This window comes from Paenibacillus sepulcri, from assembly GCF_042647105.1.
Classification (GTDB): domain Bacteria; phylum Bacillota; class Bacilli; order Paenibacillales; family Paenibacillaceae; genus Paenibacillus_Z; species Paenibacillus_Z sepulcri.
Genome location: NZ_JBHRUP010000001.1, coordinates 4035001 through 4056979, shown reverse-complemented (window position 1 = coordinate 4056979; position 21979 = coordinate 4035001). Strand labels below are relative to the sequence as shown.

22 protein-coding genes (1 of these 22 cut by a window edge) are annotated in these 21979 nt (G+C 47.8%); 9 read left to right on the top strand and 13 right to left on the bottom strand.

Annotated elements, in window-relative coordinates; translation table 11 throughout:
• Window positions 1-3 precede the first annotated feature (3 nt).
• A complete protein-coding gene (gene yyaC, locus ACFOLF_RS17980) occupies window positions 4-597 on the top strand; it encodes a spore protease YyaC (protein WP_210046609.1) in 594 nt (197 codons plus the stop codon).
• Here yyaC and ACFOLF_RS17975 read toward each other — a convergent pair.
• The 12 genes from ACFOLF_RS17975 to rpmH all read right to left on the bottom strand — a co-directional run bounded on the left by ACFOLF_RS17975 (window position 572) and on the right by rpmH (window position 12157).
• The gene (locus tag ACFOLF_RS17975) at window positions 572-1063 is read right to left on the bottom strand and encodes a DUF4446 family protein (protein WP_210046608.1); all 492 of its coding nucleotides are present in this window, start codon (window positions 1061-1063) and stop codon (window positions 572-574) included. The two genes, yyaC and ACFOLF_RS17975, sit on opposite strands and share 26 nt — an antisense overlap.
• Window positions 1064-1108: 45 nt before the next feature.
• On the bottom strand, window positions 1109-2281 hold the full coding sequence (locus ACFOLF_RS17970; protein WP_210046607.1) for an aminotransferase class V-fold PLP-dependent enzyme: 1173 nt from the start codon (window positions 2279-2281) through the stop codon (window positions 1109-1111).
• A 652-nt stretch (window positions 2282-2933) separates the two neighbouring features.
• Entirely contained in the window at window positions 2934-3776 is an 843-nt protein-coding gene (locus tag ACFOLF_RS17965; RefSeq protein WP_210046606.1) for a ParB/RepB/Spo0J family partition protein, read from the bottom strand.
• Entirely contained in the window at window positions 3757-4530 is a 774-nt protein-coding gene (locus ACFOLF_RS17960) for a ParA family protein (RefSeq protein ID WP_210046640.1), read from the bottom strand. The genes ACFOLF_RS17965 and ACFOLF_RS17960 overlap by 20 nt, the downstream gene beginning before the upstream one ends.
• A 385-nt stretch (window positions 4531-4915) precedes the next feature.
• The gene (gene noc / locus ACFOLF_RS17955; protein WP_210046605.1) at window positions 4916-5737 is read right to left on the bottom strand and encodes a nucleoid occlusion protein; all 822 of its coding nucleotides are present in this window, start codon (window positions 5735-5737) and stop codon (window positions 4916-4918) included.
• A gap of 139 nt (window positions 5738-5876) precedes the next feature.
• Window positions 5877-6599, bottom strand: a complete 723-nt coding sequence (gene rsmG, locus ACFOLF_RS17950) for a 16S rRNA (guanine(527)-N(7))-methyltransferase RsmG (RefSeq protein WP_210046604.1) — start codon at window positions 6597-6599, stop codon at window positions 5877-5879.
• A 2-nt stretch (window positions 6600-6601) separates the two neighbouring features.
• Window positions 6602-8488: a tRNA uridine-5-carboxymethylaminomethyl(34) synthesis enzyme MnmG gene (gene mnmG, locus ACFOLF_RS17945; protein WP_210046603.1), complete on the bottom strand. Its 1887-nt coding sequence runs from the start codon at window positions 8486-8488 to the stop codon at window positions 6602-6604.
• Between the two features lie 28 nt (window positions 8489-8516).
• On the bottom strand, window positions 8517-9896 hold the full coding sequence (mnmE, locus tag ACFOLF_RS17940; RefSeq protein WP_210046639.1) for a tRNA uridine-5-carboxymethylaminomethyl(34) synthesis GTPase MnmE: 1380 nt from the start codon (window positions 9894-9896) through the stop codon (window positions 8517-8519).
• 121 nt (window positions 9897-10017) lie between these two features.
• Window positions 10018-10689, bottom strand: a complete 672-nt coding sequence (gene jag, locus ACFOLF_RS17935; protein ID WP_210046602.1) for an RNA-binding cell elongation regulator Jag/EloR — start codon at window positions 10687-10689, stop codon at window positions 10018-10020.
• Window positions 10686-11462 carry a YidC/Oxa1 family membrane protein insertase gene (locus tag ACFOLF_RS17930; RefSeq protein WP_210046601.1) on the bottom strand — a complete coding sequence of 259 codons (777 nt, stop codon included), beginning with the start codon at window positions 11460-11462 and terminating at the stop codon, window positions 10686-10688. Before ACFOLF_RS17930 ends, jag begins: the two co-directional genes overlap by 4 nt.
• Window positions 11463-11598: 136 nt before the next feature.
• Complete coding sequence (rnpA, locus tag ACFOLF_RS17925) at window positions 11599-11946, bottom strand: ribonuclease P protein component (RefSeq protein WP_210046600.1); 348 nt, start codon at window positions 11944-11946, stop codon at window positions 11599-11601.
• Window positions 11947-12022: 76 nt separating this feature from the next.
• Window positions 12023-12157 (bottom strand): 50S ribosomal protein L34, encoded by a 135-nt coding sequence (gene rpmH, locus ACFOLF_RS17920; RefSeq protein WP_189000351.1) that lies wholly within the window; start codon window positions 12155-12157, stop codon window positions 12023-12025.
• Between the two features lie 658 nt (window positions 12158-12815).
• Here rpmH and dnaA point away from each other — a divergent pair.
• The 6 genes from dnaA (at window position 12816) to gyrB (ending at window position 19331) form a co-directional block, all read left to right on the top strand.
• A complete protein-coding gene (gene dnaA, locus ACFOLF_RS17915) occupies window positions 12816-14168 on the top strand; it encodes a chromosomal replication initiator protein DnaA (RefSeq protein WP_210046599.1) in 1353 nt (450 codons plus the stop codon).
• Between the two features lie 245 nt (window positions 14169-14413).
• Window positions 14414-15556, top strand: a complete 1143-nt coding sequence (gene dnaN, locus ACFOLF_RS17910) for a DNA polymerase III subunit beta (RefSeq protein ID WP_210046598.1) — start codon at window positions 14414-14416, stop codon at window positions 15554-15556.
• Window positions 15557-15572: 16 nt separating this feature from the next.
• Window positions 15573-15788: a S4 domain-containing protein YaaA gene (gene yaaA, locus ACFOLF_RS17905; RefSeq protein ID WP_210046597.1), complete on the top strand. Its 216-nt coding sequence runs from the start codon at window positions 15573-15575 to the stop codon at window positions 15786-15788.
• 45 nt (window positions 15789-15833) lie between these two features.
• Complete coding sequence (gene recF / locus ACFOLF_RS17900) at window positions 15834-16943, top strand: DNA replication/repair protein RecF (protein WP_210046596.1); 1110 nt, start codon at window positions 15834-15836, stop codon at window positions 16941-16943.
• Window positions 16944-16969: 26 nt separating this feature from the next.
• The gene (gene remB / locus ACFOLF_RS17895) at window positions 16970-17218 is read left to right on the top strand and encodes an extracellular matrix regulator RemB (RefSeq protein WP_189000361.1); all 249 of its coding nucleotides are present in this window, start codon (window positions 16970-16972) and stop codon (window positions 17216-17218) included.
• A gap of 196 nt (window positions 17219-17414) precedes the next feature.
• Window positions 17415-19331, top strand: a complete 1917-nt coding sequence (gyrB, locus tag ACFOLF_RS17890; RefSeq protein WP_210046595.1) for a DNA topoisomerase (ATP-hydrolyzing) subunit B — start codon at window positions 17415-17417, stop codon at window positions 19329-19331.
• A gap of 74 nt (window positions 19332-19405) precedes the next feature.
• Here gyrB and ACFOLF_RS17885 read toward each other — a convergent pair whose 3' ends face one another.
• Window positions 19406-20170 carry a YheC/YheD family protein gene (locus ACFOLF_RS17885; protein WP_210046594.1) on the bottom strand — a complete coding sequence of 255 codons (765 nt, stop codon included), beginning with the start codon at window positions 20168-20170 and terminating at the stop codon, window positions 19406-19408.
• A 66-nt stretch (window positions 20171-20236) separates the two neighbouring features.
• On the opposite strand from ACFOLF_RS17885, the gene ACFOLF_RS17880 reads away from it, so the two are divergent.
• Both ACFOLF_RS17880 and gyrA read left to right on the top strand, forming a co-directional pair.
• A complete protein-coding gene (locus tag ACFOLF_RS17880) occupies window positions 20237-20443 on the top strand; it encodes a hypothetical protein (protein ID WP_210046593.1) in 207 nt (68 codons plus the stop codon).
• Window positions 20444-20557: 114 nt separating this feature from the next.
• A protein-coding gene (gyrA, locus tag ACFOLF_RS17875; RefSeq protein ID WP_210046592.1) for a DNA gyrase subunit A crosses the window boundary here: on the top strand, window positions 20558-21979 show its 5' portion. It continues 1116 nt past the right edge of the window; only the first 1422 of its 2538 coding nucleotides appear in the window; it begins with the start codon at window positions 20558-20560; its stop codon lies off the right edge, out of view.

The window sequence follows — 21979 nt, the reverse complement described above, 5'->3', positions numbered from 1 at the left end:
TCTATGAAATTAGCAGGAACGAAAGATACCCCTTTGAAAGTGCCTTATACCGAGCCGAACGTCTCCGTCATGCTCGTCAATCGACTGATGTATCTGCTTGATCATGTGCCTTCAGACCGCAGGCTGGTTGTTGTCTGCGTGGGCACTGACCGCTCCACAGGCGACGCTCTGGGCCCTCTGGTAGGCGCCTCGCTCAGCAAGTACCGCAGTCCGTACTTCGACCTCTACGGCACGCTTGAAGAGCCTGTACACGCGATGAATCTGGATGAGACTCTCCAGGACATCAACCGTTTCGTCCATAAACCTTTTGTCATTGGAATTGATGCTTGCTTGGGCCAATCTACCAGCGTCGGATGCATCCAGGTGGGCAGCGGACCCGTTCGCCCCGGAGCCGGCGTAAATAAAGAACTGCCGCCTGTTGGTGACATCCATATAACGGGTATCGTCAACGTCGGCGGCTTCATGGAATATTTCGTCCTGCAAAATACCCGGCTTCATCTGGTTGTGCGTATGGCGGATATTATCGCGCAATGCCTGTTCTCGGCTATTGTCAAATCCGTTCGATCCGCTTCTATTCCGGCTGCGACGCCAGAGTAATCGCCTGCTGCTCCTCCGGAGTCAATGGATAGGGAGACTCTCCGCGCTTCAGCGGTTTGACGTACATAAACGTCTGATCGCGGCTATGAAGACCGGTCATGACCATACCGTCATTCTGTTCGTTCACAATGGCAAGTGAAAAGCTAAGATCATTGCCTCTCTCCGCAAAGGCGTTATAGCGCTGCAATCCTATATTGCCCTTTTTCATTTTGAGCGCGTGCTCGAACGTTTGAAGAGCAGCACGCACAGCCGTGCTATTTTGCTCCTGCAGGTCGAGTCTTTCCTTAATGCTTATAATAACCTGTTCCAGATCATTTACACCGGTCTCACCCATAAACCGGGCATAGCTGGCTGTAAGCTTCTTCAATCTGCTGCCTAAACGTAACGTTCTAATGAAAAGAAACAGGACGGCAAGGACCAATGCGACCGTTACCCAATCCATCGGCCGTTGTATGACTACTTCCATCTTAAACTTCGCTCCCCCATTTGTCTGCCCATAAGAGCTGTCCTGTCAGTTGTAATGCTGCTTGATTTCCTTGATCGCCTGAATGAACGCCTCAACCTCTTGCTCCGTTGTGAAGCAGCCTACACTTGCTCGGACTGCGCCCGTCTCCATCGTACCGGCAGCCTGATGCGCGAGAGGCGTGCAATGAAAACCGGAGCGAACCGCTATTTTATAATGCTGATCCAGAATAAACGCTGTCTCGGAAGGATCAGCACCCTCAAGGATAAATGAGACAATTCCCGTTCTGGGCTTGCCTGCATGCGGCCCCAACATCCTCACGCCATTCACGGCAATCAGCCCTTCCATCATCAACTGGGCCAAATGCCATTCCTTTTGATAAATCCTGGCTGCGGTTTCCTGCTGAACATACTGAACACCCGCTTTAAGTCCTGCCAGTCCAGGCGTGTTTTGCGTCCCTGCCTCGTACCGGTCCGGCCGCACGGTTGGCTGTTCAGGCGACTCCGATTGACTGCCCGTACCGCCGTGCAGGAGCGGCTCCAGATCCACGGAGGGGTGAATATACAGCCCGCCCGTTCCTTGAGGCCCCAGCAGCCCTTTATGGCCCGGAAACGCGAGCATATCCACTCCCATCGCCTCAACATCAATCTCAACCGCCCCTGCCGTCTGCGCAGCATCCACAAGCAATTTAATACCGCGTTTCCTGGTGATTTCCCCAATCTCTGCAACCGGCAAAATCGCCCCTGTCAGGTTGGAGCTGTGATTGACAATAACAAGCCTTGTATGAGGCACAATAGCCTGCTCCACCTGCCTGGCAGCTACTCCACCCTGCTCGTCAGCTTCCAGATAGGTGACGGCTATGCCCAGTGTCTTCTTCAACAGCTCCAAGGGACGGCGCACTGAATTATGTTCAACGCCGGTAGCAATGACATGATCGCCTGGTTTCACGAAACCTTTGATCGCCGTATTTAATGCCATGGTTGTATTCATCGCAAATGCTATATCGTTGGGGTTGGATATATGAAACAATTTAGCAATCGTCTTTCTGGTATCGAACAGGATTCTACTGGCCCGTACAGCCATCTGATGACTGCCTCTGCCCGGATTGGCCGCATCATGCTCCATCGCCTTGACAACCGCATCGATAACGCTTGGCGGCTTTGGCCATGAGGTGGCGGCATGATCCAAATAGATGACGGGATCTTGAGCATCTGCGCGCATCGGCAGTACCACTCCTTTTATTAAAGTTATCGTAGATTATATCCTTCTATCATATAGGAACATCAAAGAAGGAACTGTTAAGAACGTGCTTCTCCGGCGCAGCAGGTTTCTTCACCCTCGACAATATACAAAGTATAACCTGATAATATACTTTCATAGGTTTCAAGATGAACCTGTTCTGTCACACCTTCGACAGCAGCGTTAATCCCCCCTCAATCCTCATAGAAAATGGCAGGAATGAAACCAAAAAGCACTTGCTGTCGCTATCCTCTGGCGACAGGATCGTTTTATTCACTAACCATCAGAATACTGAGGTCTGGCCTGGTTTCTCCTGTTATTCAAGAATTCCATGCCGCTCCTCTTAATAATAGCATACTTAAGCATCAACCTTAAATCTCAAGGCTCCGCTCAAGTATGCTATATAGGCCGCGCTATTTTTGTCCGATTGCTGACCTCAGGGTAAACAACAAAACGTCAACCCCGCTAAAACCATGTACCTTTAAAATCGATAATCAATGCATTCTGTTGCATTGGCTTTCCCTGTATTTCATTGTCCATAACATCATCGTATGGCAGCAATTACTTTCCTCATTATATCTATTCATCTAGCCGCTTTATTCAAAGTCAGAATTGTTTAGATCAGTTACCTATTTTATTGCAGAAGTTCAAGAAGACGTTCCAAATCCTGCTTATTGTAATACATCAATTCAATTTTCCCTTTGTCCTTCTGCTGTTTGATTTTTACAGTTGTCTTAAACTGCTCCCTCAATGTCTCTTCCAGCTGTTCGATATAAGGATCACGCTTGCTGGCTGTTGTCTTGGCTGGTTTAGCCTGATTACGATCATCCAGAGATTGAATGGCTGCTTCCAGATCACGGACACTCCACTCGTTGGCAATAGATAATTCGGCCAACTCTTTCTTCCTTTGATCCTCTTTCACCCCAACCAGTGCTCTTGCATGTCCCATTGATAATGTTCCACGTGAAACATTTTCTTTAATTGAATCAGGCAAGGTGAGCAGGCGCAGAAAATTAGCGATATGCGATCTGGACTTCCCTACCTTCATGGAAAGCTCTTCCTGTGTTAAATTAAATTTGTCCATTAATGCCTGGTAAGCTAATGAAAGCTCAATAGCATTCAGGTCTTCACGCTGCAGGTTCTCAATCAAAGCGATTTCCATTACCTGTTGATCGGAGAAGCTTCGAACAACCGCAGGTATGGTCGTATTCCCGCAAAGCTGGGAAGCGCGGAAACGTCGTTCACCAGCTATAATTTCATAGCCTTTTAGCACAGTTCTTACGATAATAGGTTGAATAATGCCATGCTGCCTTATTGATTCCGCAAGCTCCTTAATCGCTTCTTCATCAAATGTCTTCCTTGGCTGATAGGGATTGGGACGCAGCTGAGACAAGGGAACTTCAATGACTTTATCATCTTCATTTACAGAAAGCGATGGGATAAGAGCATCAAGTCCTCTACCTAGTCGCTTGCTCATACATGATCACTTCCTTCGCAAGTTCAAGATAAACCTCGGCTCCTTTGGATCTTGGATCATACGTAATAATCGATTGACCATGAGAAGGAGCTTCACTCAATCTGACATTCCGCGGAATAATGGTTTGATAAACCTTTTGTTGAAAATATTTTTTGACTTCCTCAATAACCTGAATGCCCAGATTGGTCCTTGCATCAAACATCGTAAGCAGCACCCCTTCAATCTGAAGAGAGGTGTTCAGATGCTTTTGGACAAGCCTCACAGTGTTTAATAACTGACTCAATCCTTCAAGCGCGTAATATTCACATTGAATAGGAATAATCACCGAATCAGAAGCGGTCAAAGAGTTGATGGTAAGAATCCCGAGTGAAGGCGGACAATCAATCAATATATAATCATACTGATTTTTCACTAGAGCAAGAGATTTCTTCAATCGCAGCTCACGCGAAATAGTAGGCACCAACTCAATTTCCGCACCTGCGAGCTGGATCGTAGCAGGAATAATATTCAAGCCCTCTATATTAGTAGGCACGGTTGCATCATTCGGATGAACATCATTAATAAGCACATCATAAATGCAATATGCCACATCAGCCTTATTGATTCCAATTCCACTGGTTGTATTGCCCTGCGGATCTATATCCACCAACAGAACCTTCTTGCCAAGCGATGCCAGACAAGCACCCAGGTTGACTGACGTTGTCGTTTTCCCGACACCGCCCTTCTGGTTCGTTATCGCAATCGTTTTAGACAAACCTTTCACCTCTATAGTTAGCTTGATATTCTTCTCAAACCCATTTCTGTGAAAATGAGTTTTCATTCTGTATGAATAGGGTAAATGTTTTTCAATTAGACAAAATGGCGATGCCGCCCGATAAACACGGACGGCCATGGTTGCCATTATGAAATGAATCAAAAAGAAACGGCTGCGCCGTCCTGGCGGCTTAGTTAGTTTCTCTCCTCAGAAATATAAGAAATAGTATGAACTATAATTTATACTTTCTGATATCTCAAGAAACGGCTGTGTGACATTTCAGTGGAATCCAACCCAGCGAATATCAATAAGGCCAACCCAATAGATGTATGCCTTAGAATATTTGAAGTAATGGTTGGTCTATTTGTCCTGCCCTTAAAATCTATCAGCGTTTTGGAATTTTTATGACAATCTCGTAATGATCTTCATAGTCTTTTTCATTGGTCTTGATCTGCAGCCCCGAGCCCGAAACCATATCAATGGACTGCCTGATTGTATTAAGAGCTAAACGAACATCTTTCGTAAAGGAAACTCGTTTCGATTTTCCGGCTTTTGTTACTTCCTTGTAGAATGCGACACGGGCTTCGGTCTGCTTGACGTTCAGTTCCTTGGAAAGGACATCATTTAGCACCTTCGCCTGGAGTTCTTCCGTATCCAGCCCGAGCATTGCTCTGGCATGTCTTTCCGTAATTTTCCGTTCCATCAGAGCCGTCTTCACTATTTCGCCAAGACCTAACAATCGAATCTTGTTGGCAATCGTAGATTGGCTCTTTCCTAACCTCTGAGCCAAACTCTCCTGAGTAAGGTTATGTAGATCAATCAATTTCTGATAGGCGATTGCTTCTTCAATAGCCGAGAGCCCTTCACGCTGAAGATTTTCAATTAATGCAATCGATGCAGCTTGAGAATCATTGAATTCGCGAATAATTGCGGGAATCGTTTCAAGACCAAGTTTTTTAACAGCTCGATACCGACGCTCGCCTGCTATGATTTCATAACGCTTATTGCGAATTCTCACAACGATCGGCTGAATGACGCCATGTGTCTTAATGGTTTGACTCAGTTCATCAATCCGATCATCGTCAAATACAGTTCGCGGTTGATAAGGACTGGCATCAATTTCACCTATGGCGATATGCTTCACTTCATCCTGATTACTGCTCTTTGGATCGGCTAGGCCGAATAACCTGGAAAATTGTTCTTTCATCGCTTCAACTACCACCCGAATTCAAAGTGCCGAGTATTGTCGTTATTACTAATTCGTCGGCTGAAAGTTGATTTCCTGCTTGACATAGGGATAATGTAATAAAAAAGCCGACGTTAATGTTTCACGTGGAACATTTCATTTAAACCAAAGGCTGCTTAAGCGGCACCCCCGCTTTGCGAGGATATTGCAATGGAGTTGCGCCTTTTTTATCAATGACAATGATGCTTCGATCAGCCTGTTCGAAAGGAAGCTTGAACAGATGAGTTTCACGCAACTGGCCTTTGAGCAAAGCCATGCTCTTCCTTGCTTCCAGCAGTTCTTCTTCTGAGTTGGCACCCTTCATGGCGGCAAAAACACCGGCGATCCTGGCAAAGGGCAGGCAAAGTTCATTAAGCGCACTTAACCTCGCTACCGCACGAGCTGTTACCAAATCATAAGCATCACGCTGGCCGGGAAGCCTTGCGACATCCTCCGCTCTTCCATGAATGCATGTAAAGTCAGCAAGCTTCAATTCCGCGGCAACATGCTGCAGAAATTGAATCCGTTTATTTAAAGAATCGACGATTGTTACTTTCAGGTGAGGAAAACAAATTTTGAGCGGAATGCTTGGAAACCCTGCCCCGGAGCCGATATCTGCCAATGAACTTACCGCTCCCATATCCAGAAAGAAAGAAAGAGAAAGCGAGTCGTAGAAGTGCTTCTCGTACACCGCTTCTCTTTCTGTAATACCGGTTAAATTCATTGTTTCATTCCATTCGATAAGCAGGCGGTAATACTGGTCGAATTGCTTCACCTGGTAGTCGGAAATCATTATATTATTATCGTGCAGCAGCTGCACAAACCATTGTTCTGTTTGATCCATTATTACCCCCGCGCAGCTGTCACCCTATTGTAATGTTCAAGATGGACCAGAAGAATAGAAAGATCGGCTGGTGTAACACCCGATATTCTTGACGCTTGCCCAATGGAAAGCGGACGAATCAAGGCAAGCTTCTGCTTTGCTTCTATCGCAATCCCATGCACGAGCGAATAATCGATATCCTCCGGTATCCGTTTCTTTTCCATTTTCCCAAGACGTTCAACCTGGACCAACTGTTTTTCGATATACCCAGCGTATTTAATTTGGATCTCGACCTGCTCCTTCATCTCTTCTGTAAGCTCGAACGGAGAAGGAATAAAAGGTTCAATATGAGCGTAAGTCAATTCCGGACGGCGAAGCAGCGTTAAGGCATCCGTAGTAAATTGCAGCGGAGTCGAACTAAGCTCCGTAAGAACAGGTTCAATGTCTTCTGGTTTGATTTTCGCTGTTTTCAATCGTTCAATCTCTTGTTCAACCAACGCTTTTTTGCGCAAAAACCGTTCGTGACGCGCTTCAGGAATCAGCCCGATTTCGTAACCGAGCGGCGTCAATCGCAGATCCGCATTGTCATGTCTGAGCAGCAGCCGATATTCGGCACGCGATGTAAGCAGGCGGTAAGGCTCATTGGTTCCTTTCGTCACCAAATCATCGATGAGGACGCCAATATATCCTTGCGCACGGCCGATTATGACAGGCTCAAGCTGCTGAACCTTGCGTGCTGCATTAATGCCTGCCATAATGCCTTGGCCTGCTGCCTCCTCATAACCGGACGTGCCGTTAATTTGTCCGGCTGTAAACAAACCCGGTACAATCTTCGTTTCGAGTGAAGGCCAGAGCTGCGTAGGAACCACGGCATCGTATTCAATGGCATATCCGGTCCGCATCATCTCCACTTTTTCCAGACCAGGTATCGAACGCAGAATGCTTAATTGGACATCTTCCGGCATACTTGTCGATAATCCCTGCACATAATACTCCGATGTGTTCTTTCCTTCCGGCTCCAGAAAGATCTGATGCTTCGGTTTGTCGGCGAAACGAACGATCTTGTCTTCAATCGACGGACAATACCGCGGACCGGTTCCTTCAATTTGACCCGAAAACAAGGGAGAGCGATGGAGATTATCATTGATGATCCGATGCGTCTCTTCTGAGGTGTAGGTCAACCAGCACGGCAATTGTTCGTTGTCGGAAGATACCGTATCGTAGGAAAAGAATTTAGGCTTCTCGTCGCCGGGCTGAATTTCCGTTTTGCTAAAATCAATCGTGTCTCCATGCACCCTTGGCGGCGTACCCGTTTTGAATCGCACCAGTTCTAGGCCGAGCTCCTTCAAACTGGCCGACAGCTTGACAGAAGGCTGTTGATTATTGGGGCCGCTCTCGTACATCAGCTCACCCATAATAACTTTACCGCGAAGGTAGGTTCCTGTTGTCACTACAACAGCTTTCGCCCGATAGACCGCACCGGTCTTCGTGACTACCCCTAAACATGCCCCGTCCTCAATTACCAGCTCCTCCACCATCCCTTGACGAAGTGTCAGATGGTCGGTCTCTTCGATTGTCTTCTTCATAAAATGCTGGTACATAAATTTGTCAGCTTGTGCACGCAGTGCATGAACAGCAGGCCCTTTACCTGTATTCAGCATCCTCATTTGAATAAATGTTTTATCGATGTTGCGTCCCATTTCTCCGCCAAGCGCATCAATTTCGCGAACGACATGCCCTTTAGCCGGTCCGCCAATCGATGGATTACATGGCATAAAGGCAACCATATCCAAATTGATTGTCAGCAGCAGCGTTTCGCTTCCCATCCGGGCGGCTGCAAGTGCCGCTTCACAGCCGGCATGACCTGCTCCTACAACAATGACATCGTATTGTCCTGCTTCATAACCCATTTTTCATAAACCCTCCTTGCTTCATAAATTATTTACCTAAACAGAACTGAGAGAAGATTTGATCAATTAGAGACTCAGATACCGAATCGCCTAGCAATTCTCCAAGCTGCTCCCACGCCAGACGAACATCTATTTGCACAATATCAATGGGAATGCCAATTTCCGTAGCATCCATTGCATCAATAAGAGATTGCTTTGCATGCCCAAGCAGCGTAATATGCCTGACATTGCTCACGTAGGTCAGATCCGCTGATTCCAGCTGTCCATTAAAGAACATCCGGCTGATCGCCTGTTCAAGCTGATCCAATCCGGTTTCCTGCAGTACAGATAATCGAAGGATCGATTCCGGAGGAAACAACTCTTCAATTTCTGATGTATCCATTGCCTGGCGCAAATCAGTCTTGTTCAAGAGAACGATAACCTGCCGCCCGCGAAGCTGCTCCATCAACAGCCGGTCGTCCTCATGCAGCGGCTCCCCGGCATTGAGCATAAACAAAATTAAATCGGCATCGGCAAGTGCGGATCTTGAACGTTCCACACCAATCTTCTCGACAACATCGGTAGTCTCCCGGATACCTGCCGTATCAAGCAGTCTCAGAGGAATGCCGCCGATTGTGACAAATTCCTCGATCACATCCCGGGTAGTACCGGCGATTTCCGTCACGATAGCCTTATTCTCCTGTACCAACGCATTCAGCAGTGAGGATTTGCCGACATTGGGCCGCCCTACAATGGCCGTCACAATACCTTCTCTTAATATTTTGCCTTCAGCAGCGGTTTTTAGCAACAGGTTGATTTCGTCAATTGCCTCCCTGCTGCGTTGGCAAATATATGCATTGGTCATTTCCGTTACATCATGCTCCGGATAATCGATATTGACTTCAATATGCGCGAGAAGCTCGACAAGTGAATGGCGCAAGGCTTTGACCTTTTTCGACAGCGCGCCTTCTGCCTGCTTCATGGCAACCGTGAACGCCCGGTCCGATTTGGAGCGTATCAGATCGATTACGGCTTCAGCCTGCGTCAAATCGATTCTCCCATTCAAGAAGGCCCGCTTTGTAAACTCGCCTGGCTCTGCGATCCGCACTGAGCCTGCCTTTAGCAAAAGCTCCAGAACGCGCTTGACCGCAACCACGCCTCCGTGTGTGCTCAGCTCCACAACATCCTCGGCCGTGAAGGAACGCGGCCCCCTCATGACGGTCAACAACAGCTCCTCCACGACTTCTCCGCTGGCAGGATTCACAATATGACCGTAATGAACAGTATGCGAGGGCGCTTCCTCTATATTCGACTTTGACCGGAACAGCTTTGCCGTTTCACGGACGGCTTCATTTCCGCTTACCCGTATAACGGCAATGCCGCCCTCTCCGACAGCTGTCGAAATTGCGGCAATCGTATCTTCATTCATCATGACGTTATAAAGCCTCCAACCCTTTCTTTATAAAGAAAAGTACTCCGTTCATTCAAAACAAAACGAGCAATGACCGTTAAAGAGCCATTGCTGGGAAGAAGTTGTGTTATCCAGGTGTTTATTTAAGTGTAATCACAACACGCCGGTTGGGTTCGTCGCCTTTGCTGAACGTTTTTATCTTGGCGTGATTCTGGAGCTGCGAATGAATAATCTTCCGCTCATGAGGCGACATCGGTTCAAGAACCACTTCTTTTCTTGAACGAATGACCTGCCCTGCCAGTCGATCGGATAAATCCTCCAGCGTCTTGCGTCTGCGTTCCCGAAAATCCTCAGCATCGAGCACGATGCGAAGATGGCTGTCGGCATAACGGTTAGCTACGATGTTAACCAAATATTGCAAAGCATCAAGTGTTTGACCCCGCCGGCCAATGAGCATACCAAGATCTCCACTCCCAGACAGCGAGAGAACCAGCCCGTCCCTCGAATTATGACGGTCAATCGTGATCGTAAGTCCCATCGTACCCGCCACTTCGGTGACAAATCGCTCAGTTTCCGCAATAGGATCGATTGTTTCCTGCGGAGATTCCGGCAGTTCCACCGGCACCGGCTCTGGCTCGGGCAGCAGCGTAAGCTCCACCCTGGCCGCCCGCACACCAATCAACCCGAACAACCCTCTGGAGGGCTGTTCAAGCACGGACACATTCACACGGTCCGCCGTAACTTGTAACTCCGTTAATCCGTTTCGTACAGCATCTTCGATCGTTTTGCCCGATGCTACGGTTTTCTTCATTTCGCAGGTACACTCTCCTTACCCTTGGTTGAGGTGCGTACGTACAGAAAATAGTTTTGAACAATGGTATAAATGTTGCTGAAAATCCAGTACAGAGGCAGCGCAGCCGGGAATGACAGCGCCATAACGAAGATCAGGACCGGGAATATCATCATGATCCCCTGCATGGCCGGCATTGCTTTTTGCTGAGACTGCATCATCTTGGACTGGACGAAAGTCGTTATCGCTGCAAGGACCGGCAGGACGTAATACGGATCCTTCTCTCCCAGCTGCAGCCACAAAAAAGTATGTTCCCGTATGTTTTCATTCATATAAATCGAGTTGTAAAGCGCGATAAAGATAGGCATCTGCACAAGAAGCGGCAAACAGCCGGCCAGCGGATTAACCTTATGCTGCTGGAAAAGCTTCATGGTTTCTTCCTGCTGCTTCTGCGGATTATCCTTGTTTTTTTCTTTTATCTTGGCAAGCTCAGGCTGCAGGGCCTGCATCGCTTTGGAACTGCGGTACTGCTTCAGCGTCAGAGGCAGAATGATCGTCCGGACAATGACAACCATCAATAGAATGGCGATGCCGTATTCGCCGCCAAACCATTTGGCGAAATTCTCAAGAGTCAGTGAAAAGTAATAAACGACATTCCTCTGCCAGAAATTCCCGTTTGCCAGCTGATCCATGGATACCGGATGTGTGGTGGACGAGCAGCCGCTCAGCAGCAGCATCACTGCAGCTAACGCGAAAAAAGTAAACCAGGTACGTTTCGAAATACGGGACAACATGTAAAACTCCTCTCTCTGGCACCATCAAGCATGATGACCGGGCGGGTCAACCTTGCTAATTCTTTATCGTAAACTATATCACATTTTATGGCACAAAGAAACAAGCCCGGACATCCTTGATAAAGCGATTACAACCCTATCGCGGCATCTTGAGAAGACCGGCCTTTTTAAGAATATGCAGCATGCTTTTTTCCAGCTCAGCCATCTTCATGCCGACAGCAGGTTTGCGGACAATAATAATGAAATCAAGCTGTACGATTATTCGTTCCGCATTTTGCCTGACGATTTCCTTCACAAGCCTGCGCATCCGGTTACGAACGACGGCATTGCCTATTTTTTTGCTGGCCGAAACACCAAGCCGGAATGGATCCGATTTGTATTGGCGCGACCAGTAAACGACAAACTGGCTGTTGGCGAACGATTTACCGTGTCGGTAAATCCGGCTGAAATCTTCGCGGTTTCGTAAACGCAGCTTTCTTTGCACGGCTCTTCTTCACCGGACCTTTATGTTCAATTATTCCCGATTAAATTAAAAAAAGACCACGGTAGTGGTCTTATGCTTAAGCACTCAGTACTTTTCTGCCTCTTTGACGGCGGGCGCTCAGCACTTTACGTCCATTTTTGGAAGCCATCCGTTTACGGAATCCGTGAACTTTCTTGCGTTTGCTAACATTCGGTCTAAATGTCGGTCTCATTTCTTGCACCTCCTGTTTTACGTACTCCCTCAACCAGCGAAAATCTATTCCTCGCCGTTTTCACGAGCGTTGATTATCACATTCACCAAGCATGAACGGCATTTCAGCCATTGCGAGCAGAACCACGTTCATCTTTAAAAAACGCCTTTTTCAATTAAACCATGATGCCCGCATAATGTCAATCATTCCATATTTCGAAGGAGTCTCTATATAGAAGAGAAAAATATTTGCCGCTGCCGCATATTGTGGATAATTGGCAAAACCGCACGGCTGCGGGCAAAAGTTAATAACATGTGGATGGATTTTCCGGCTATTCCTCGGCAATTGTCGAATTCTTAACATGATATTAACAATATCTTGTGTTGTCCATAACTTTTATACACAACCTATAGAATTTGTGGATAAATTCCGCCAACTCGTTGAAAAACAAGGGTTCTTTTGCTATGATAGACTTGTTTTCTGTGTGGATGACTCCATATCCCCCTCAGCTTTATCAACAGCCTGTGGATAACAATGTGAACAACATTCATCCCCTTTTGATAAAATTCTAGTGTCCATCCTACATAATGTGGACGATTGGTTCCCAATACCCGAAATTTCGACATCTTTATGCACAGCCATGCCGACTTTCGGCGAATTGGATAAGGAGTGACAATCTGTGGATAGCCATACGCACGAAATGTGGCAACAGGTGCTGTCGATCATACAAACAAAGCTGAGCAAGCCAAGTTTCGACACTTGGTTCAAAGCGACAAAAGCCTCGTTCAGCGGCGATTCTATGGTCATTGTGACAGCACCTACGACTTTTGCGGCCGAATGGCTCGAAAGCCGTTATACGAAGCTTGTGCGGACAACGCTGCAAGAATTTCTGGGCCGCCAATACGATATCAAATTTGTGATTGAAGAGAATAAACCGCCGGAGCCTGCCATTGAACAGCCGCAGATCATCCCTACCGTTCATGTCGGACCCGAAGAAACGTTCTCCTATATGCTCAATCCCAAATACACATTTGATACCTTTGTCATTGGGGCCAACAACCGTTTTGCCCATGCAGCATCCCTGGCTGTCGCCGAGGCGCCGGCCAAAGCTTATAATCCGCTTTTTCTCTATGGCGGAGTTGGACTCGGCAAAACGCATCTGATGCATGCGATCGGCCATTATATCTTGGAGCATGTTCCCAGCACACGGGTACTTTATTTGTCTTCAGAGAAGTTTACCAACGAATTTATCAATGCAATCAGAGACAACCGCGGGGAGAGCTTCCGCACGAAATACCGCAACATTGATGTGCTGCTTATCGATGATATTCAGTTTCTGGCCGGCAAGGAACAGACGCAGGAGGAGTTTTTCCATACCTTCAACGCTCTGCATGAAGAACGCAAACAGATTGTGATCTCCAGTGACCGGCCGCCCAAAGAGATTCCGACTCTCGAAGAACGGCTTCGTTCCCGTTTTGAATGGGGACTTATAACAGATATTCAACCGCCAGACCTGGAGACGCGGATTGCTATTTTAAGAAAGAAAGCAAGAGCGGAGAACCTGGATATTCCCAATGAAGCGATGGTTTACATAGCCAGTCAAATAGATACGAACATCCGGGAGCTCGAAGGGGCTCTAATCCGTGTGGTGGCCTATTCTTCCCTTATTAACGAAGATATATCCTCCCATTTGGCAGCGGAAGCACTGAAGGATATTATTCCATCCAGCCGTCCGAGAATGATCACGATGCAGGATATACAGCAGAAGGTCGGCGAGTTGTATGGACTTAAGCTGGAGGAGTTCAAAGCACGCAAACGGACCAAGGCGGTCGCTTTTCCGCGTCAGGTTGCCATGTACTTGTCCCGTGAGCTGACGGACTTCTCGCTTCCCAAAATAGGCGAGGCTTTCGGGGGCCGGGATCATACAACCGTTATTCATGCCCACGAGAAAATTACACAGCAGCTCAAGATTGATCAGGACTTATATAAAATCGTCCAGACGCTTACCGATAAGATCAAAAATCACACCTGATTTTATACACAAGTGGATACGAAAATTCTCCAAGCCTATGCACAGCCTGTACACATGTGGATAGGCTTGATTTATCAGCATTTTATTCACTTATCCACATATTCCGGCCCCCTACTACGACTACGGCTAATAAATAATTAAATAAACATCATCAATTTAGAGTGAAAAGGGATTCACAAACAAAGCCCAAAACCGTGCTCAATTGACTCTATTTTTCAGGAAGCTATTTTAGGAGTGAAACCAAGATGAAACTAATGATCAGAAAAGACCAGCTCAATGATGCCATCCAGCAAGTTTCCAAAGCCTCTTCATCGAGGCCTGCTATTCCTATCCTTGGGGGAATCAAGTTTGATGTCACCCATCAAGGCGTCACCCTAACAGCAAGCGACACCGATATTTCGATCCAAAGCTTCATTCCTGTGGAAAATGGAGAATTTGTCGTCGCCCGAATCGACAAGCCGGGAAGCGTTGTGCTTCCAGCCAAATTCTTCGTCGAGATTGTCAAAAAACTGCCGTCGGATGAGCTCGAAATCGAAGTGAAGGACAATCACCAGACGATGATCCGCTCCGGCTCCACTGATATTCAAATGATTGGCCTTGATCCGGAGGAATTTCCCATCCTCCCGACCATAGAAGAGAAAGACACGATTTCCGTTCCCGGCGATATGCTCAAAATGATGATCCGGCAAACGGTATTCGCCACCTCCACCAGTGAACAAACGCCTATTTTGACCGGTACCTTATGGAATCTGGCTGAAGGACAGTTGAAATTTGTCGCAACGGACCGCCACCGCCTGGCCAGCCGTACCGCTAACGTTCAAACGGAAGCCGACTACCGGTTCTCCAATGTCGTTATTTCCGGCAAAACGCTCAATGAACTGTCCCGGCTCATCCCCGACGACAACAGCCATGTGAATATTTTTGTCGCCGACAACCAGGTTTTGTTCAAAATTGGACATGTCCTGTTTTATTCGCGTATATTGGATGGGACCTACCCCGATACTTCTAAAATTATTCCGCAGCAGTTCAAAACAGAACTGGTGCTCAACACAAAAAAATTAACGGATTCGATAGACCGGGCCTATTTGATGTCCCGGGAAGAGAAAACCAATATTGTCCGCCTGATGACGCAGGAGGACGGCACCATCGAAATTTCCTCCAGCTCGGCTGAGCTTGGGCGGGTTACGGAGCAGCTGGAAGTCAAGGAAATGAACGGCGAGCCGCTGCGTATTGCCTTTAATTCCAAATATGTGCTCGATGCCCTTAAAGTCATCGACAGCGAATATTTGTTCATCGGATTTACCGGAGCGATGAGCCCGATTATCATTAAGCCGACGGACCATTCACACAGCCTGCATCTCATCCTGCCGTACCGGACTACAGGCTAAAGGGAGCAATCAGAACATGACGGAAGTTGAAATTACGACGGAATATATCGCGCTTGGGCAGTTTCTAAAGCTGTCAGGGTGCATCGATACGGGCGGGGCTGCAAAGTTTTTTTTGCAGGAAGCCGAGGTCAAGATCAATGGAGAAGCGGATAATCGGAGGGGCCGTAAGCTTTACAGCGGTGACCGGGTCGAAATAAAAGGACATGGCCTCTTTACGGTCGTAAAGCGTTAATGCGTCAATGCAATTAAGCATAGGCAGCAAACGGGAGGCAGCACGGTGTATCTGAATTCCATACAATTGCAGCATTACCGCAACTATGAACAGCTGGAAGTGAAAACAGACAGTCAGGTCAATCTGTTTGTCGGCCCTAATGCCCAGGGAAAAACGAATCTGCTGGAAGCGATATTTGTGCTGGCGTTAACCAAATCCCATCGTACCAGCAAAGACAAGGAACTGATCGGCTGGCAGTCCAGCGACGCAAGAATTCTTGGGGAAGTGGAGAAAAAATACGGTACGCTCAAGCTGGATTTGACCTTGTCCACTCAAGGGAAGAAGGCCAGGATCAATGGCCTGGAGCAGCGGAAGCTGAGTGATTTTGTCGGATCGCTTAATGTTGTCATGTTTGCACCCGAGGATCTGGAAATTGTAAAAGGAACACCTGGCATCCGCAGGCGGTTCCTGGATATGGAAATCGGCCAGGTGCAGCCTGGTTATTTGCATTCGCTGGGACAGTATCACAAAGTGCTTTTGCAGCGTAACAATTATTTAAAAGCCTCCTCCCCGTCAAGCTCCCAGCAGGCCATGCTCGACGTGTGGAATATGCAGCTTATTGAGTATGGTGTTAAAATTATGAAAAAAAGGCAAAGCTTTATTCATAAGCTGCAAAAGTGGGCTCAGCATATCCATTCCGGCATAACGGCGGGCGCGGAGGAATTGACAATTGTCTACCGTCCCTCCTTCGATACGGACGCTGCGGAAGAAGAATCTGTTTTATTTGAGCAATTTATGATAAAGTTAACACAGGTAAAAGATCAAGAACTGCGCCGTGGGATGACGCTCGTCGGCCCCCACCGCGATGATCTGGCCTTTTTTATAAATGGCAAGGAAGCTGCCGTCTACGGTTCACAAGGGCAGCAGCGTACAACCGCGTTATCGCTCAAGCTGGCTGAGATTGAACTCATTCATGAGGAAATCGGAGAATATCCGCTGCTGCTGCTGGATGATGTTTTATCGGAGCTTGACCAGAATCGGCAGACACAGCTGATTGAAACCTTTCAGAGCAAGGTACAGACCTTTATTACCACAACAGGTCTGGAGAGCGTCGATGTGAGCAAGCTGCAAGGCTCTCGAATCTATCATGTCCGCAATGGCGAAGTCATTCTTTAATGCGGCACGAACGAAGGGTGGAAGCTATGTATATACATTTGGGCGGAGAAAAAATAATTCGCGCCGCGGAGCTCGTGGCGATCTTTGATATTTCCATCGAACAGTCCTCCAAGCTTTCCAAGCAATTCGTAGCTCAAGCCCGCAAACGCAAGGACGTTGAAGTGATCGGTGAGGAAGAGGCAAAATCAATCGTGGTCACCCAGCAAAAAATCTATTATTCCCCGATATCTTCCTCCACATTGAAGAAGCGATCGCATCATTTCGCGACCAATTAACTGTATTCGGTAGACCCGTAAGCTTAGCTTATGCTCGTATAGAGATTTAGGATCAAGGGTGCGTCTTTTTCTATCTGCCGCCAGGGCATTTGAGGTGCAATTTCTCACGAAAGCGCCGAAGATTATGGTTGCGAAGTTGCGTTTTCCCACGAGAACGCTCAGGTATCAAGCATTGAGAGGAGCAGTGAATTCCAGCATGTCGTTGAACCAGAATACGTATGATGAAAGTCAAATACAAGTCCTGGAAGGTTTGGAAGCTGTTCGTAAGCGTCCCGGGATGTATATCGGCTCCACCAGCTCCAAAGGTCTTCACCATCTCGTATGGGAGGTTGTCGACAACAGTATCGATGAAGCGCTGGCTGGTTACTGCGACCGGATCCTGGTTACTGTGCATGAGGATAACAGTGTAACCGTCGTCGATAACGGCCGGGGGATTCCCGTCGGGGAGAATGCCAAGCTGAAAAGACCAACTGTTGAGGTCGTATTGACCGTTCTACATGCCGGCGGTAAATTCGGCGGCGATGATTCCGGTTATAAAGTGTCCGGGGGCCTTCATGGCGTCGGAATATCCGTTGTTAACGCTCTGTCCGAACAGGTCATTGTGACCGTCAGCCGCGAAGGGAAAATTCATCAGCAGGAGTATCGCCGGGGAGTTCCTCAGTATGACTTGAAGATAATCGGGGAAACCGAAGAGACCGGAACCACCGTTCATTTTAAGCCCGATGAGGAAATTTTCAAAGAAACAACAGTCTTTGAATATGAGGTTCTGCAGTCGCGTATACGAGAGATTGCTTTTTTGAATAAAGGCATTGAGATTGTACTGCTCGATGAGCGCACAGGCGCGACCAATACGTACCGGTATGACGGCGGTATTATCGAGTTTGTCGAGTATTTGAACCGTAATCGCGAAGCTCTGCATCAGCAGCCGATTTATGTGGAAGGCTCCAAGGATAATATCCAGATTGAGGTCGCCCTGCAGTACAATGACAGCTACAGCGAGAATATTTATTCCTTTGCCAATAACATCAATACCCATGAGGGCGGGACGCATGAATCCGGCTTTAAAAGCGCATTGACGCGGATCATCAACGATTACGCTCGCAAAATGAATGCCATCAAGGATAACGATTCCAACTTGTCCGGTGATGATGTGCGTGAAGGGCTGACTGCGATCATATCCGTCAAGATTCCCGAGCCGCAATTTGAAGGGCAGACCAAGACAAAGCTCGGCAATAGTGAAGTCCGCGGTATCGTGGAGTCCTGCTTTGCGGAGAAGCTCCAGGAATTTCTGGAAGAGAATCCGGCCGTCGCTAAGAAAATCATTGAAAAAGGGCTTCAGGCCTCCCGGGCCCGCGAGGCAGCCCGTAAGGCGCGTGAGCTGACCAGACGCAAAAGCGCCCTGGAAGTCAGTTCGCTTCCGGGCAAGCTGGCAGATTGCTCCTCCAAGGATGCCTCTATAAGCGAGTTGTACATCGTTGAGGGTGACTCGGCAGGCGGTTCCGCCAAGCAAGGACGGGATCGTCATTTTCAAGCCATCCTGCCATTGCGGGGGAAAATTCTCAACGTCGAACGCGCGCGGCTGGACCGGATATTGGGTAATACCGAAATCCGTGCGATCATTACTGCACTGGGCACAGGCATCAGCGACGACTTTGACCTTGCCAAGGCGCGTTACCATAAGGTCATCCTAATGACGGATGCCGACGTCGACGGTGCCCATATACGGACCCTGCTGCTCACCTTCCTTTATCGTTACATGCGCAAAATCCTGGAGGCCGGCTTTATCTACATTGCCCAGCCGCCGCTGTTCAAGATTGAACGCAATAAGGTCATCCGGTACGCGCAAAGCGAGAAGGAACGCGACGATATTATCGCAGGATTCGGTGAAGGCGCCAAGGTAGGCGTACAGCGGTACAAAGGTCTTGGAGAAATGAATGCTGTGCAGCTATGGGAGACAACCATGGACCCCGAAAGCCGTACTATGCTCCAGGTTTCAATTGAGGATGCCATGGAAGCCGATCAGATGTTTGAGACCCTTATGGGTGATAACGTCGAACCACGCCGCGAATTTATTCAGCAGTATGCCAAACTTGTCAAAAACCTGGATATTTAACCAAAAACAAAAAACCGCGCTCGCTTGAAACGAGTGCGGTTTTTTTCTGCCAACAACGAATGGGAAGGACAGGTTCACGAACGTTTTTTTGTGGATTTGAAGCGTCCATAGAGGAGGCCGTAACGATATATTTTTCGAAATACCCGTTTATCCGGAAGTTTACGAAACAGGAACGGGTCGGGCAGCGTATTTACTTCCAGAATCCACGGCTTGAATGAGGTATCTACAGCGACATCGACGCCTAATTCTTTAAGTCGTGGATAATCGTTTTGCAGCTGTCTGGCTACGGAGACGCCCAGCTTCCGCAGCCGGCTTTTAAGATTTCTAGTTTGAACCTTGGTGAGATGGCTTTGCATTAATCGTTCGATGGTCATAGGGGTGCCCCCGCTGTGATAATTCGTAACGATTTTGGAAGGATGGCTGAGCCTGCCGATAATGCCCGTTGATTCCCACTCATGCCTGTCATTTTTTTGAACCATGACGCGGATATCGAATCTTCTCCCTTTGTGCTTAAGGAGATGGATTCCCCTCTGTACCAGATAAGTACGGGATTTTATGACCGTCTGCAGACTTGCTGCCATGGCCTCGAATCCTGAAAAGTTCCTGATCCGGGTACCGAGCTGGTAGGTGTAGTGATTCTCTAGCTTTTCGACCCGAATAACGCCGCTGCCGAAGGTGCCTTGATCGGGTTTCACATAAACCATTTTATATTCGTTTAGCATTGATCGGAGTGTTTCGCTGCTCCATTTTTTCGTAGTGGGGATGGAATCACGCATTTCTTCTGACTTTACCAGGGAATTTGTTTTCGCCCATTTGCTTTTTACACGTTGGATCGCCAAAGCGGCTCCGCCTTTCGGAATCTATTCTTGACCAGTGGTGAAATACAGCGCATGCAGGAGACAGAGGTGAAAAACGATGGTATAATAGGGATTATGCCTATTTTTGCTTTCTCCCTGTTTGAACCGGAATATGCCTGTCAAAATCCATTCCCCATCAGTTTATGCGATAGCGTTGAAGTGGAAAGTGCATTCACCCATAATTTGGAGTTTATTGGGCCTTTCTGCAGATTTATAACAGCAGCAAGGTTTAACCTCGGCAGTATTGTGAAATGACTATAAGGTTCTTTCTATGTATCCCTCGTACAAGCATTCAACGAAGAAACCTGCAAGATTTCTCTGCTGAATCATTTATGATAATCAATCAAGAAGTATTTTAGGAGGACCACAATGGCTGAAGAACATCGTTCGCAAGTAGTAAATCGCGATATCGGCGTCGAGATGCGGGATTCGTTCATGGATTATGCGATGAGCATTATCGTGAGCCGTGCGCTCCCCGATGTCAGGGATGGCCTAAAGCCGGTTCATCGACGCATTCTGTTCGCGATGTCTGAGCTGGGCATGTCCCCGGACAAGCCATATAAGAAATCCGCCAGAATCGTCGGCGAAGTTATCGGTAAGTATCATCCTCATGGAGACTCGGCTGTTTATGAAACGATGGTACGGATGGCGCAGGACTTTTCGCTGCGTTATATGCTGATTGACGGTCATGGAAACTTTGGATCCATTGACGGCGACATGGCAGCGGCTATGCGTTACACGGAAGCTCGCTTGTCGAAGATTGCTATGGAGATGCTCCGCGATATAAACAAAGAGACGATCGATTTCGCACCCAACTATGATGGGGAAGAAAATGAACCTGTCGTTTTGCCGGCGCGCTTTCCAAACCTGTTAGTCAACGGGGTTACGGGTATCGCGGTTGGGATGGCCACCAATATTCCCCCGCATAACCTGGGTGAGGTTATTGACGGTGTTCAGGCGCTCATCCGAAATCCGGAGATCACGCCGCTGGAACTGATGGATTATATCAAAGGCCCGGATTTCCCTACAGCCGGTTTCCTGATGGGGCGGGAAGGGCTGCGTCAGGCCTATACTACGGGACGCGGATCGGTGACGATGCGCGCACGAGCAACTATAGAAGATAACAATGGCAAAGGACGAATCATCGTCCATGAACTGCCTTATCAGGTCAACAAGGCACGTCTCGTAGAGAAAATTGCCGAGCTCGTTCGGGAGAAAAATATTGACGGAATTACCGATCTCCGCGACGAATCCGACCGCAACGGGATGCGGGTGGTCGTGGAACTGCGCCGTGATGTGAATCCCAGCGTTGTTTTGAACAATCTGTACAAGCAGACCCAGATGCAAATGAATTTCGGCTTTAATATGCTGGCATTGGTTAATCACGAGCCTCGTGTATTAAATCTCAGAGATATTTTGTATTACTATTTGCAGCATCAAATTGAGGTTATCCGCCGACGTACCGAGTTCGATCTCAGGAAAGCGGAAGCCCGCGCTCATATTCTCGAGGGTTTGCGTATCGCGCTCGATAATCTGGATGAGGTCATTTCTCTTATCAGAGCATCACAAACTACCGATATTGCCCGCGAAGGGCTGATTTCCAGATTCTCTCTCAGCTATGATCAAGCCCAGGCGATATTAGAGATGCGACTGCAGCGTCTCACAGGGTTGGAACGGGAGAAAATCGAAGCGGAATATGAAGAGCTGCAGAGGAAGATCGCGGAGTATCGTGCCATTTTGGCCGATGAGCAGCTTGTTTTGCAAATCATCAGCGAGGAACTGGAAGAAATC

Coding starts and splice junctions, on each gene's coding strand:
- yyaC (WP_210046609.1), top strand. CDS start 4: ATGAAATTAGCAGGAACGAAAGATACCCCTTTGAAAGTGCCTTATACC.
- ACFOLF_RS17975 (WP_210046608.1), bottom strand. CDS start 1,063: ATGGAAGTAGTCATACAACGGCCGATGGATTGGGTAACGGTCGCATTG.
- ACFOLF_RS17970 (WP_210046607.1), bottom strand. CDS start 2,281: ATGCGCGCAGATGCTCAAGATCCCGTCATCTATTTGGATCATGCCGCC.
- ACFOLF_RS17965 (WP_210046606.1), bottom strand. CDS start 3,776: ATGAGCAAGCGACTAGGTAGAGGACTTGATGCTCTTATCCCATCGCTT.
- noc (WP_210046605.1), bottom strand. CDS start 5,737: ATGAAAGAACAATTTTCCAGGTTATTCGGCCTAGCCGATCCAAAGAGC.
- rsmG (WP_210046604.1), bottom strand. CDS start 6,599: ATGGATCAAACAGAACAATGGTTTGTGCAGCTGCTGCACGATAATAAT.
- mnmG (WP_210046603.1), bottom strand. CDS start 8,488: ATGGGTTATGAAGCAGGACAATACGATGTCATTGTTGTAGGAGCAGGT.
- mnmE (WP_210046639.1), bottom strand. CDS start 9,896: ATGAATGAAGATACGATTGCCGCAATTTCGACAGCTGTCGGAGAGGGC.
- jag (WP_210046602.1), bottom strand. CDS start 10,689: ATGAAGAAAACCGTAGCATCGGGCAAAACGATCGAAGATGCTGTACGA.
- ACFOLF_RS17930 (WP_210046601.1), bottom strand. CDS start 11,462: ATGTTGTCCCGTATTTCGAAACGTACCTGGTTTACTTTTTTCGCGTTA.
- rpmH (WP_189000351.1), bottom strand. CDS start 12,157: ATGAGACCGACATTTAGACCGAATGTTAGCAAACGCAAGAAAGTTCAC.
- dnaN (WP_210046598.1), top strand. CDS start 14,414: ATGAAACTAATGATCAGAAAAGACCAGCTCAATGATGCCATCCAGCAA.
- yaaA (WP_210046597.1), top strand. CDS start 15,573: ATGACGGAAGTTGAAATTACGACGGAATATATCGCGCTTGGGCAGTTT.
- remB (WP_189000361.1), top strand. CDS start 16,970: ATGTATATACATTTGGGCGGAGAAAAAATAATTCGCGCCGCGGAGCTC.
- gyrB (WP_210046595.1), top strand. CDS start 17,415: ATGTCGTTGAACCAGAATACGTATGATGAAAGTCAAATACAAGTCCTG.